General features: G+C 46.9%; 13 protein-coding genes. 1 reads left to right on the top strand and 12 read right to left on the bottom strand.

The features are described 5' to 3' along the window. Nucleotides 1-27 precede the first annotated feature (27 nt). The 12 genes from atpG to mioC form a co-directional block, all read right to left on the bottom strand. Entirely contained in the window at nt 28-891 is an 864-nt protein-coding gene (atpG, locus tag B2X65_RS08605; protein WP_290611984.1) for a F0F1 ATP synthase subunit gamma, read from the bottom strand. A gap of 54 nt (nt 892-945) precedes the next feature. Continuing rightward, on the bottom strand, nt 946-2487 hold the full coding sequence (atpA, locus tag B2X65_RS08600; RefSeq protein ID WP_290611983.1) for a F0F1 ATP synthase subunit alpha: 1542 nt from the start codon (nt 2485-2487) through the stop codon (nt 946-948). Between the two features lie 14 nt (nt 2488-2501). Beyond that, nucleotides 2502-3035, bottom strand: a complete 534-nt coding sequence (gene atpH / locus B2X65_RS08595) for a F0F1 ATP synthase subunit delta (protein ID WP_290611981.1) — start codon at nt 3033-3035, stop codon at nt 2502-2504. A 12-nt stretch (nt 3036-3047) separates the two neighbouring features. After that, nucleotides 3048-3518, bottom strand: coding sequence for a F0F1 ATP synthase subunit B (gene atpF, locus B2X65_RS08590; RefSeq protein ID WP_290611980.1), 471 nt, complete (start codon nt 3516-3518; stop codon nt 3048-3050). 44 nt (nt 3519-3562) lie between these two features. After that, nucleotides 3563-3796, bottom strand: a complete 234-nt coding sequence (atpE, locus tag B2X65_RS08585; protein ID WP_011329631.1) for a F0F1 ATP synthase subunit C — start codon at nt 3794-3796, stop codon at nt 3563-3565. 48 nt (nt 3797-3844) lie between these two features. Next, nucleotides 3845-4705, bottom strand: coding sequence for a F0F1 ATP synthase subunit A (gene atpB / locus B2X65_RS08580; RefSeq protein ID WP_290611976.1), 861 nt, complete (start codon nt 4703-4705; stop codon nt 3845-3847). A 16-nt stretch (nt 4706-4721) separates the two neighbouring features. Beyond that, nucleotides 4722-5102, bottom strand: coding sequence for an ATP synthase subunit I (locus B2X65_RS08575; RefSeq protein WP_290611975.1), 381 nt, complete (start codon nt 5100-5102; stop codon nt 4722-4724). A 128-nt stretch (nt 5103-5230) separates the two neighbouring features. Further along, nucleotides 5231-6109, bottom strand: a complete 879-nt coding sequence (locus tag B2X65_RS08570; protein ID WP_290611974.1) for a ParB/RepB/Spo0J family partition protein — start codon at nt 6107-6109, stop codon at nt 5231-5233. 29 nt (nt 6110-6138) lie between these two features. Beyond that, nucleotides 6139-6933: a ParA family protein gene (locus B2X65_RS08565; protein ID WP_290611972.1), complete on the bottom strand. Its 795-nt coding sequence runs from the start codon at nt 6931-6933 to the stop codon at nt 6139-6141. Nucleotides 6934-6951: 18 nt separating this feature from the next. Then, nucleotides 6952-7569, bottom strand: a complete 618-nt coding sequence (rsmG, locus tag B2X65_RS08560; protein WP_290611971.1) for a 16S rRNA (guanine(527)-N(7))-methyltransferase RsmG — start codon at nt 7567-7569, stop codon at nt 6952-6954. A 30-nt stretch (nt 7570-7599) separates the two neighbouring features. Continuing rightward, nucleotides 7600-9489, bottom strand: a complete 1890-nt coding sequence (mnmG, locus tag B2X65_RS08555) for a tRNA uridine-5-carboxymethylaminomethyl(34) synthesis enzyme MnmG (RefSeq protein WP_290611969.1) — start codon at nt 9487-9489, stop codon at nt 7600-7602. Between the two features lie 583 nt (nt 9490-10072). Next, entirely contained in the window at nt 10073-10519 is a 447-nt protein-coding gene (gene mioC / locus B2X65_RS08550; protein WP_290611967.1) for an FMN-binding protein MioC, read from the bottom strand. Nucleotides 10520-10680: 161 nt separating this feature from the next. Between mioC and B2X65_RS08545 the strand changes: the two genes are divergently transcribed. Beyond that, complete coding sequence (locus B2X65_RS08545) at nt 10681-12489, top strand: DEAD/DEAH box helicase (RefSeq protein WP_290611966.1); 1809 nt, start codon at nt 10681-10683, stop codon at nt 12487-12489. The last annotated feature ends 1 nt before the right edge of the window (nt 12490 follow it).

Raw genomic sequence — 12490 nt, 5'->3', positions numbered from 1 at the left:
TCCTCAAATTTCTCAAAACTGTTCACCTTAGCCTACAGCTGCCGCACCTGCGACAATTTCGCTGAGCTCTTGGGTAATAGCGGCCTGACGTGCTTTGTTATACACCAGCTTCAGGTCATCCATTAAATTACCGGCGTTGTCGGTAGCGGCTTTCATAGCCACCATACGCGCTGCGTGTTCGCTGGCGACGTTTTCAACAACACCCTGGTAAACCTGTGACTCGATGTAGCGGTCCAGCAACATATCTAAAATAGGTTGCGGGTCCGGCTCGTACAGGTAATCCCAGTTATGCTCTTTTGGCGAAACTTCTGCTTGGGGCAAAGGTAAGAGTTGATCGATCACTGGCTCTTGCTTCATGGTATTCACAAAGGTGTTGTATACCAGGAATAAGCGGTCGATACGGCCTTCCAGGTAAGCTTGCAGCATTACCTTAACTGTACCAATCACATCAGCCAAACGTGGTACGTCACCTGAACCCGTTTGTTGTGCTACAACTTTACCGCCGAAACGCTTAAAAAACGCCGTCGCTTTGTTACCGATAACGGCAAACTCTGCTTCCACGTTCTGGCTTTTCCAGCTTTTCATTTCCAGCACAACTTTCTTAAACTCGTTGGTATTCAGGCCACCGCAAAGACCGCGATCGGTTGAAATAATAATGTAGCCAACCCGTTTCACGTCACGCTCCGATAAATACGGATGACGATACTCGATGTTGCCCTGAGCAATATTACCGATAACTTTGCGCATACCTTCAGCGTATGGGCGTGTTGCAGCTACGCGCTCCTGCGCTTTGCGCATTTTGCTGACCGCAACTTTTTCCATAGCACTGGTGATCTTGCGAGTATTATTAATACTCCCGATCTTACTTTTTATCTCTTTACCACCGGCCATGACTGTATCTCCGTTTCATTCAACGAACGGGGTGGTCGTAACCACCCGCGTAATTTACCAAGTCTGAGTTGCTTTAAACTTCTCAATGGCCGCTTTTAGCGACGACTCGATTTGATCGTTGTAGTTACCGGTTTTCGCGATATCAGCCATCAGCTCGGCATGTTCGGCTTTCATATAGCTGATTAAAGCAGATTCAAAATCTAAGATTTTGGCTACTTCAATATCTTTCAGAAAACCTTTTTCAATAGCGAAAATTGACACACCCATTTCGCCAACGCTCATTGGGCTATACTGCAGCTGTTTCATCAGCTCAGTAACCTTCTGACCGTGCTCTAACTGGGCGCGGGTTGCTTCATCTAAGTCAGACGCGAACTGCGCGAACGCGGCAAGTTCAGAGTACTGAGCTAATGCCAGACGAATACCACCACCTAATTTCTTGATGATTTTAGTTTGCGCTGCACCACCAACCCGCGATACTGAAATACCGGCGTTAACCGCTGGGCGGATACCGGCGTTAAATAAATCAGATTCTAAGAAGATCTGACCATCAGTAATCGAGATTACGTTAGTTGGTACGAACGCAGATACGTCACCAGCCTGGGTTTCGATAATAGGCAGTGCGGTTAAAGAACCGGTTTTACCTTTTACTTCACCATTGGTTAAACGCTCAACATAGTCAGCATTAACCCGTGATGCGCGTTCCAGCAGACGTGAGTGAAGATAAAATACGTCACCCGGGTACGCTTCACGACCTGGCGGACGGCGTAACAGCAACGAGATTTGACGATAAGCAACAGCTTGCTTGGACAAATCATCGTATACAATCAGCGCATCTTCACCGCGGTCACGGAAGTATTCACCCATGGTACAGCCAGAATACGGTGCCAGGAACTGCAGGGCAGCCGCTTCAGAAGCGGAAGCAACCACGACGATGGTATTGGCCAGGGCGCCGTGTTCTTCCAGCTTGCGTACTACGTTGGCAATGGTAGAAGCTTTCTGACCAATGGCGACATAAACACATTTAATACCGGTGTTTTTCTGGTTGATAATGGCATCAATGGCTAATGCGGTTTTACCGGTCTGACGGTCACCGATTAACAATTCACGCTGGCCACGACCGATAGGGATCATGGCATCAACCGATTTATAACCGGTTTGCATTGGCTGGTCGACTGATTGACGGTCGATTACACCCGGCGCAATTTTTTCTACTGGCGCGTAGCCTGCAGCTTCAATCGGGCCTTTACCATCAATTGGCGCACCTAAGGTATTTACCACACGGCCTAACAGCTGTGGGCCTACCGGTACTTCTAAAATACGGCCGGTACTTTTTACTTTAGTGCCTTCGGTTAAGTCCGCATACGGACCCATTACTACGGCACCTACCGAGTTGCGCTCTAAGTTCAACGCGATAGCATAACGATTGCCAGGAAGCTCGATCATCTCACCTTGCATACAATCAGCAAGGCCATTAATCCGGATAATACCGTCAGTTACCTGAACAATAGTACCTTCGTTACGAGCTTCACTGACCACTTCAAACTGAGCAATACGACTTTTGATCAGTTCTGAGATTTCAGTGGAATTCAGTTGCATACTCTATTCCCCAATTACGACTGCAGCGCAGTTGCTAAACGATCCAGCTTACCGCGGACCGAGCCATCAATTACCATGTCACCTGCTTTGATCAGCATGCCGCCGACCATGTCAGGATTGACGCTACAGTTCAATTTAACTTTGCGTGCCAAACGTTGCGATAATGCAGCTATCAGCTTTTCTTGTTGAGCTTTATCCAGGGCAGTAGCAGAAATTACGTCTACGGTAATTTCCTTTTCATACGCCGCTTTATGTTCAACAAAAGCAACCAATACTTCAGGCAACGCCAACAAGCGGTGATTTTCTGCCAGTACTTTTATAAAGTTCTGGCCCTGCTCATTGAGTTGCTCACCACATACCTGAAGAAACAGGTCGGCTTGCTTTTCAGCAATACCAGAAGTACGCAGTAGTGCTGCAACCTGGTCGTTTTCTGCTACTTGCGCAGCAAACGCCAGCATTTGCAGCCAGGCATCTAACGCTTTTTGCTCTACAGCAAAATCGAAAGCCGCCTTAGCGTACGGACGAGCGATATTCGTCAAATCAGACATAGCTCATCCCCATTACAGTTCTTGTACCAGTTTTTCCAGAATGTCGCTGTGAGCAGCTTCGTCGATAGAACGTTGCAGAATACGTTCTGCACCGGCTACCGCCAAGGCAGCTACCTGCTTGCGTAAATCTTCACGTAAACGGTTTCGTTCCGCTTCAATTTCGGCTTTGGTCTGCGCCAGGATAGTATCCCGCTCAGCATTCGCTTTCTGGGCCGCTTCTTCAATCATTTTTGCTTCGCGTTTTCTCGCTTGCTCTATAATCTCAGCAGCTTGCGCTTTAGCATCTTTTAACTGATCTTTAGCTTTATCCTGGGCGAGAGCCAGGTCTTTTTCAGCCCGATCAGATGCTGCTAAACCGTCAGCAATTTTTTGCTGGCGCGCTTCGATGGCATTCATCAGTGGCGGCCATACAAACTTCATACAAAAAAGTACGAAGACGGTAAAAGCGATTAATTCACCTAACAGAGTGGCGTTTAAGTTCACGTCCGCTCCTCCTTATTTAGTTGTTCGACGATTAAAACCTTCAATTACAGAACGAACAACAATACCATCGCAATACCTACGCCAATCATAGCTACGGCATCGATAAGACCAGCAAGGATAAACATTTTAACTTGCAGTGAAGGGGCCAGTTCCGGTTGACGGGCACAAGCTTCTAAAAATTTACCACCCATGTTGCCGAAACCTACTGCAGTGCCGATAGCACCAAAACCGATTAACAGAGCAACTGCGATATATTTAAGGCCTAATACTAGTTCCATTTTTATCTCCGATATTTCTATAGTTAAAGTTAAAGTTAAAGTAAAAAATTAATGGTTGTCCGAACTGGCCATACTTAAGTACACAATGGTCAGCATCATAAACACGAACGCCTGCAACACAATGACCAGAATATGGAATACGGCCCAGACAAAGTGCAACGGCAGTTGCGCCAGACCAATCGCACCAATCAGGATGAAAATCAGCTCACCGGCATACAGGTTACCGAATAACCGCAGCGCCAGTGAAAATGGCTTAGAAACTAATGCAATAGTTTCCAACAGTAAATTAAACGGGATTAGTAAAATCTGTACAACGATATTTGATGAGTTAAAAGGGTGCAACGTCAGCTCTTTAATAAAGCCCAGTACACCTTTAATCCGGATAGAGTAACCGATCATCAAAATAAACACGCCAATAGCCAACGCTGCGGTCATATTGATATCAGTGGTGGGTACAATTTTCATGTAAACGTTGTGCGGATCCATACCAAAAAAGGTCGCGCCAACCCAACCAGCAAAAGCGGGCAGGAAATCAACCGGCACTAAGTCCATCAGGTTCATTAAAAACACCCAGACAAAAATAGTTAATGCCAGTGGTGCGATTAATTTACTTTTACCGTGGTAAGTGTCTCTGACGTTGGCCGCCACAAACTCGACCACCATTTCTACAAAGCATTGTAACTTGCCAGGTACGCCAACAGAGGCTTTTTTCGCCACACTGCGGAATATCCACAAGAATAAAATGCCAAGGCCAATAGACCACGCTAAGGTATCGACATGCCATGTCCAGAACCCGGCCTCGCTACACGCTTTATTAAAAACGACACTGCCATCGACAGTACACATTTTTGCGTTAGTAAGGTGGTGCTGAATATGGCCAGACAGTGTTAACTCTTCACCTGCAGCCATGTTTCATCCCAATAGTTTAAAGTTTAAAGAAAAACGGTGCTGTCCATTGTGTCAGCAGGGTGATCAGGAAACCAGTAATAAACGCTTCTGGTATTAAATGCTCCTGTTGTAACACTACTGCACACAATATAACAGTTAACAATACTTTTAAGCTGTGGCCGCGCATCAGCGCCGCCGATATTCTTTCAGCCTGTTCTGCGCCGCTGTAACGAAACGCAAAGAAAGCGAAAACAAAATTTGGTACCGCTGCCGCTAAGCCACCTTTAAAGGCTGATTTAGCCCCGGCACTGTCAGCCAGCAAAAAAAACGCCAGTGCAATACAACCGGCGACTATCACCTGAGCCAGCACGGCGAAATATGCTGATTTTCTGGCCTGGGTTGCGATATTTTCTGCCACTGTACCCCTCATTGTAATAGCCCATGCAGGGGTAGAAAAAACTTGCGAAAGTATACTTATTTGCCCCTGATTTGCAACAAAAAGCGGTTTTAGTCGCATGTTGTCCTTATCTTGGCGAAATAAAATGCTTAATCGTGCTCGGCTAATTGCATTTTGGCTAAAATACCATCCAGTTCCGCCAGACTGCTGTAATTAATTATCAGGTTACCTTTTCCTTTTTTGTTGTACATTATTTGCACCGGGGCGGCAAAACGTTCACTTAAACGTTGCTCTAATGCATCAACATCTGGGTCTTTAGCTTTACTTGCGGCCGGTGCTTTCGGCTCGAGAATGCGCCGCACCAGGCTTTCGGTTTCGCGCACCGTTAATTGTTTATGCGCTACCAGCCTTGCCGTTTCAGACTGGCTGTCATCGGTTAATGCCAGTAACGCCCGGGCATGACCCATTTCAATATCGCCGTGTTCCAGCAATACCTTAACATCGTCATTCAGGGCATTTAAGCGCAATAAATTGGTTACCGTAGTTCTGGATTTACCTACCGCATCCGCCACTTGCTGATGGGTCAGTTCAAATTCGGTTAGTAGTCTATCCAGTGCTACGGCTTCTTCCATTGCATTCAGATCTTCACGCTGAATGTTTTCAATCAATGCTATCGCCACTGCTGCTTCATCAGGCACATTTTTAATCAGACAGGGTACTTCGGCCAGACGAGCCAGCTGCGCCGCGCGCCAACGCCGTTCACCGGCAATAATTTCATAACTGTTATCGCTTACCAGGCGCACCACAATTGGCTGAATAACGCCCTGGGCTCTGATTGAACTGGCTAAATCTTCCAATCCATCCTGCGACATGTCCTTGCGCGGCTGATATTTACCAGGTCGTAAAAATTCAACGGGTAATTTTTGCAGTTCAGCCGACTGCTGATTGACACTGTTTTGCTCCGTCGTTTTATTCGACGTAAGTAAAGCATCTAAGCCCCGGCCTAAACCGCGTTTTTTTACCGACATGCGCAAAAATATCCTTTAGCTATGTGTGGCTATACTGAGGTTGCCTGACCACTGGTTTTTTTTTCTGAGCGGCGCAGAATTTCGCCGGCTAATGCCAGGTAAGCTTTTGCGCCGGTTGAATTTTTATCGTAATACATGACCGGCGTACCAAAACTTGGCGCTTCGGCAAGACGGACATTACGGGGGATCACAGCCCGGTACACTTTGTCACCAAAATGTTGTTTTAACTGCTCCGACACATCGTTTGCCAGGCGATTACGTGGGTCGTACATCGTTCGCAAAATACCTTCAATTTTTAAATCAGCGTTGATTACCGCCGCCAATTTATTGATGGTATCAACCAACGCCGTCAGGCCTTCCAGGGCAAAGTACTCACACTGCATCGGCACCAATACGGTATCAGCAGCGGCCATGGCGTTAACGGTTAACATATTCAGAGAAGGCGGGCAGTCGATGAAAATAAAATCATAGCTACTGCGGTAGTCTTTTAACGCGGTACGTAAACGCAGCTCCCGGGCAAATACGTCCATCAACCGCACTTCTGCGGCAGTAACGTCAGAATTAGCCGCGACCAGGTGATAACCACCAGTGGTTTCTTTAACCACGACTTCGACCAGCGGTTTTTGTTCGATCAGTAATTCGTAGGCGGTGGCATGTACTTCATACTTATCAACCCCGCTACCCATGGTCGCATTGCCTTGCGGATCCAAATCTATTAACAACACTTTTCGCTTGGTAGCCGCCATTGACGCCGCTAAGTTAACAGCGGTGGTGGTTTTTCCTACCCCACCTTTCTGATTGGCAATGGCGATTATTTTACCCACAAGGCTCCCTCATTATGGTTAAGTGCTGGTAAGGATAACCAAATGCCGGCTGGCATCAAGTTCAGGTACCTGCAATGGTATAACTGCGCTTACTTTAACAAAATCCGGCAAAGCTGCAATTTCTTCTTGCACTGCCGCGCCCTTCATTGCGTAAAAACGACCTGTTGGCGCCGGTAAATGGCGGCACCATTGCAGCATATCGGCAGTGGAAGCAAACGCCCGGCTTATTACGCCATCATAGTGCTGCGTGGGCTGGTGATCTTCAACCCGGCTTTGCAACGGCTGAATATTGGTTAAGCCAAGCTGCAATTTTACCTGATTTAAAAAACGGATCCGTTTGCCCAGACTATCAAGCAGAGTGAAGTTTTTCTGTGGGTAATAAATTGCCAGCAGCACACCAGGTAACCCCGGGCCTGTGCCAACATCAATAAAGTGATCGCCCTGCAAATGAGGGGCAATCACCAGACTATCCATCACATGCTTCACCAGCATATCTTCAGGGTCACGCACCGAGGTTAAATTATATGCACTGTTCCATTTATGCAGTAACTGTACATACTCAATACACTGTTGCAGCTGACTGACGCTTAGTTGCAAGCTGGTTTGTGCTACCAGCTGGCGCAGTTTATCAAGCATAGTGATCCTTTCAGGCTTATTTATGGCGGGTTAAGCAGATTTTCTTAGTAAACCCTGCTTTTTCAGATAAACCAACAGCAACGAAATTGCCGCCGGGGTAATGCCCGATATCCGTGATGCCTGGCCCACGGTAGCCGGCTGGTGTTGATTTAACTTCATAATGACTTCATTCGACAAGCCTTTTACCGAACTGTAATCAAATGCAGCGGGCAATTTTGTCGCTTCATTGCGCTGTTGTTTGGCAATTTCATCCTGCTGGCGGTTAATATAACCTTCGTACTTAATTTGAATTTCTACCTGTTCGGCAGCGATAGGATCCGCTAATGCTGGCCCCAAATCAGTAATATTGACCAATTGCTGATAGGTCATTTCCGGCCGGCGTACCAATTCTTCTAAACTGGCTTCGCGACTTAATGGTTTTTTAAGCAGCTGATTTACCGCCTCTAATGCGGGATGCTGCAGATTGATCCAACTTTGGCGCAAGCGTTGCCGCTCCAGCTCAATTTTTTCCATTTTTTCGTTAAACGCCTGCCAACGCTGATCATCTACTAAGCCAAACTCCCGGCCTTTTGCTGTTAATCGGGCATCAGCATTATCTTCACGCAACATTAATCGGTATTCGGCCCTGCTGGTAAACATCCGGTAGGGTTCTTTCGTGCCCTGAGTGGTTAAATCATCAACCAGTACGCCTAAATAGGCCTGATCGCGGCTTGGTGCCCAGGCTTCACGTTCAGTGGCAAATAACCCGGCATTCAGACCGGCCAGTAATCCCTGGGCGCCGGCTTCTTCGTAACCGGTAGTACCATTAATTTGACCGGCAAAAAACAGGCCTTTAATAAATTTAGTTTGTAAAGAACTGGTGAGATCCCGCGGATCAAAAAAGTCGTACTCGATAGCATAACCCGGCCGTGTTATATGGGCATTTTCCATGCCTTTGATTGAGCGAACTATTGATAACTGAACATCAAAAGGCAGACTGGTGGAAATACCGTTTGGATATAGTTCGTGCGTTGTCAGACCTTCTGGTTCAATAAAGATCTGATGTTTATCTTTGTCAGCAAAGCGCATGACTTTGTCTTCGATCGACGGGCAATATCGCGGCCCAATCCCTTCAATAACTCCGGTATACATCGGCGATCGATCCAGATTATCGCGGATAACCTGATGGGTATTCTCATTGGTATAGGTTATGTAACAAGGAATTTGCGGCGGATGATCACTATGGCGCCCTAAAAATGAAAATACCGGGGTTGGGTTATCACCAGGTTGGGCTTGCATAACTGAAAAATCAACCGTTCTGGCATCTATACGCGGTGGTGTGCCGGTTTTTAATCGGTCAACCCGAAATGGTAGTTCACGTAAACGTTTTGCTAAGGCGATTGAAGGTGGATCGCCTGCTCTGCCACCAGAAAACTGTTCTAAACCAATATGAATCTGACCACCTAAGAAGGTTCCTACCGTTAGCACCACAGATTTAGCACTAAATTTTAAGCCCATTTGAGTGACGACACCTTTCACCTGGTCGTTTTCTACTATCAGATCATCACACGCTTGTTGAAAAATCCGCAAATTAGGCTGGTTTTCCAGGGTTTGCCGAATTGCTGCCCGATATAACTGGCGATCAGCTTGTGCTCTGGTTGCACGTACCGCAGGGCCTTTTGAACTGTTCAGGGTTCGGAATTGAATACCCCCTTTGTCGGCCGCTATTGCCATTGCACCACCAAGGGCATCAATTTCTTTAACCAGGTGGCCTTTGCCAATACCACCAATTGCCGGATTACACGACATCTGTCCCAGCGTTTCAACGTTATGGGTTAATAATAATGTCTGTAACCCCATACGTGCAGCAGCTAAAGCAGCTTCGGTGCCAGCATGGCCTCCACCGACAACGATCACATCAAAGGATTCTTGATACAACATATCTGCCTCAACTCTGGCTGAAAAGCCGCTTAAAAATAGGGCACGTATTGTAGCGCGATCCGGCCATTTGTGAAACGCCTAAAACGGATCTGGATCGCACTTATATATATAAGATCTTTTTAAAGATCTTTTACTACTACTACTATTAAGCAGCCTGTTTTCAGTGGATAAGCAATTATAACGATATGGGATCAATAGCTTAATTAAGATCAGATCCTGTGATCAAGGTTGGATCAACTCTCTCTGAACAGGTGGACAACATGGCTACTTATGCACAGCGTCGGCTGATATTTTTTTTATTAAGGGTATAAGTACAGGTTAATAACCGGATAAACCTATAGTTATACACATTTTAAATTATTAATTTTAAACATTGTTGATAACATGGGGGTAAGGATCTCAGCTGAACAGGCCCAGATCTGGTTGATAACCTATTTTATCAACGCTTTATCAGGGAATTGTTAAGTCAATAACGGCATGGTGAGGTAGAGTAGCTGCTGGTTGGTTTTATTGCTGAGGTCAACCGGGAGCAGTAATAAGTTATCTGTTCTTCCTGAGATACTTGTGTTTTGGCGAGTGGTAATCACTCGCCTTTTTTTATGCTGTTAAGTAATTTCGGTAACCAGACCAGCGCCTGATCTTCAGGTAAATCAGCGGTAAGTACGTCTATTTCCAGGTTTGCCAACAAGGGTTTTGCGCCGTGTTGCTGTATCAATTGGCTTAGTGTTTTGCCCGCCTGACAAAAAGTATCGTAACTGGAGTCACCTAAAGTGATCACGGCGAAAGAAAGTGTGGTAAGATCACGCCGATCTTGTGCTAATTGATCCGCAAAGGGTTGAATATTATCAGGCAGATCTCCTGCGCCATAGGTGGATGTGATCACTAACCAGATGCAAGTCGGGTTTAGCTGATCCAAATCGGGTTGAAGATGAAGTTTAGTTTCATATCCCGCTTGTACCAGTGTTTCAGCAACTTGTTCTGCCACATATTCCGCTGCGCCCATTTGGCTGCCAACGAGGATTTCTATCATGAATGCCTCCAGGTGTTAAATGTTTGGCTATACTACTGGAATAAAATCGGGAAAAGCTATGTCTTTTGCCCGCTTTCGTGTTTTTACTGCATTGCAGGCCAGGTAAAAACAACAATAGCACTTACCAACAAGCCTGCGTGTGATTGAGGTTATAACAACGTATGTCTGAAACTTTGTCTTTTTCCCAGCTAATGCTGCCGGAACCGCTGGTGCGCGCGGTCACTGAACTTGGTTATGAAACCCCTTCGCCTATCCAGGCGGCGGCTATTCCAAAACTATTAGCTGGTGAAGACGTGTTAGGCCAGGCGCAAACGGGTACCGGTAAAACCGGTGCTTTTGCTCTGCCTTTACTTGCGCGGCTGGACCCAGCGCAAAATGATCCACAAATTCTGGTGCTGGCACCTACCCGTGAGCTGGCGATTCAGGTCGCTGAGGCCTTTCAGGCTTATGCGCGTTATATGCCAGCATTTCATGTACTGCCATTGTATGGTGGTCAGAGTTATACCAACCAGCTTAAATCGTTAAAGCGCGGCTCTCAGGTTATTGTCGGTACCCCCGGCCGGATACTTGATCACTTAGATCGTGGCACGCTGAAGCTGGATAAGCTGCGGGCTATCGTTCTGGATGAAGCTGATGAAATGTTACGCATGGGCTTTATCGACGATGTGCAAACCATTATGGATGCCACCCCTAAAGGTCGTCAGGTTGCGATGTTCTCTGCAACTATGCCAGCGCAAATTCGGGCGATTGCGCAAAAGCATTTAAAAAATGCGGAAGAAATTAAAATTGCTTCGAAAACCAGTACGGTGGAGCGGATCACCCAGCGTTATGTATTACTGGATTCAAACCAGAAGCTGGATGCGTTGACCCGCTTACTTGAAGGTGAAGAATACGATGCCAGCATTGTGTTCGTACGCACTAAAAGTGCCACAGAAGAAATTGCTGAAAAACTCGGCGCCCGTGGCTACGCAGTAGCCTGTTTAAATGGTGATATGAACCAGGCACACCGGGAACAAACCATTCGCCGGATGAAGGCCAGTCAGATTGATATCATAGTAGCAACAGATGTTGCTGCCCGTGGTCTGGATGTTGAGCGTATTAGCCTGGTGGTTAACTACGACATTCCGTACGACAGCGAAGCTTATGTACACCGGATTGGTCGTACCGGCCGTGCGGGTCGCGAAGGTAAAGCAATATTATTTGTATCCCCACGCGAACGTCGTTTATTGCGGACCATTGAGCACGCAACCAAGCAGCCTATCGAGCAAATGTCGCTACCTACCGGTCAGGTGATTGAGCAGCGTCGGATAGAATCGTTCCGTGAGCAACTGGCACAAACTATTGAAACACAGAACCTGAGTTTCTTTCAGGAGCTGGTAACCGACTGGCGTGAAAAGCTTGAAACCACCGATGTTGATCTGGCTGCCGCTTTGTTGTTTTTAGCTCAGAAAGATCAGCCATTAAATGTGGCCAAGCAATTTCCGGAATTACGTCAGCCGCACGCACGTGGTGAGCGGGAAGAGCGGCCGCGGCGTGAGCGTAGTGACCGTCCGGAACGTTCAGGTGAGCGCAATGAGCGCTCAGGCGAACGGCCAGATCGTGGGCCACGGGTACGCCGCGAAATGAAAGGTGATTACAACAATTACCGGATTGAAGTAGGCAAAGAGCACGGTGTCCGTGCGGGTGATATTGTTGGTGCTATTGCCAACGAAGCGAATATCGACAGTCAGTTTATTGGCAATATAAAGTTATTTGACCATTTCAGTACGGTTGAATTACCGGCGAACATTCCTGCTGAAATTTTTCAGCATCTGAAAAAAGTGTATGTGCGTAAGCAAAAGCTGAATATCAGTATTGATACCGGTAGTGCAGCAGGTAACGCCACGCCAAACAGTGCTGGTGAGCGTCGCAGTGGTCCTGGCCCACGGCCGGGTGCCGCACCTCGTGCACCACGCAAACCGCGCGATTAAT

It is taken from the genome of Arsukibacterium sp. UBA3155 (genome assembly GCA_002364615.1).
In the GTDB taxonomy this organism is placed as follows: domain Bacteria; phylum Pseudomonadota; class Gammaproteobacteria; order Enterobacterales; family Alteromonadaceae; genus Alishewanella.
Note: the sequence above shows the minus strand (reverse complement) of the source record. Positions and strands in the feature narration are given on the sequence as shown.

What these genes read in the sequence shown, in the direction of transcription:
- atpG (WP_290611984.1), bottom strand. Translation starts at nt 891, where the DNA reads ATGGCCGGTGGTAAAGAGATAAAAAGTAAGATCGGGAGTATTAATAAT.
- atpA (WP_290611983.1), bottom strand. Translation starts at nt 2,487, where the DNA reads ATGCAACTGAATTCCACTGAAATCTCAGAACTGATCAAAAGTCGTATT.
- atpH (WP_290611981.1), bottom strand. Translation starts at nt 3,035, where the DNA reads ATGTCTGATTTGACGAATATCGCTCGTCCGTACGCTAAGGCGGCTTTC.
- atpE (WP_011329631.1), bottom strand. Translation starts at nt 3,796, where the DNA reads ATGGAACTAGTATTAGGCCTTAAATATATCGCAGTTGCTCTGTTAATC.
- atpB (WP_290611976.1), bottom strand. Translation starts at nt 4,705, where the DNA reads ATGGCTGCAGGTGAAGAGTTAACACTGTCTGGCCATATTCAGCACCAC.
- B2X65_RS08570 (WP_290611974.1), bottom strand. Translation starts at nt 6,109, where the DNA reads ATGTCGGTAAAAAAACGCGGTTTAGGCCGGGGCTTAGATGCTTTACTT.
- rsmG (WP_290611971.1), bottom strand. Translation starts at nt 7,569, where the DNA reads ATGCTTGATAAACTGCGCCAGCTGGTAGCACAAACCAGCTTGCAACTA.
- mnmG (WP_290611969.1), bottom strand. Translation starts at nt 9,489, where the DNA reads ATGTTGTATCAAGAATCCTTTGATGTGATCGTTGTCGGTGGAGGCCAT.
- mioC (WP_290611967.1), bottom strand. Translation starts at nt 10,519, where the DNA reads ATGATAGAAATCCTCGTTGGCAGCCAAATGGGCGCAGCGGAATATGTG.
- B2X65_RS08545 (WP_290611966.1), top strand. Translation starts at nt 10,681, where the DNA reads ATGTCTGAAACTTTGTCTTTTTCCCAGCTAATGCTGCCGGAACCGCTG.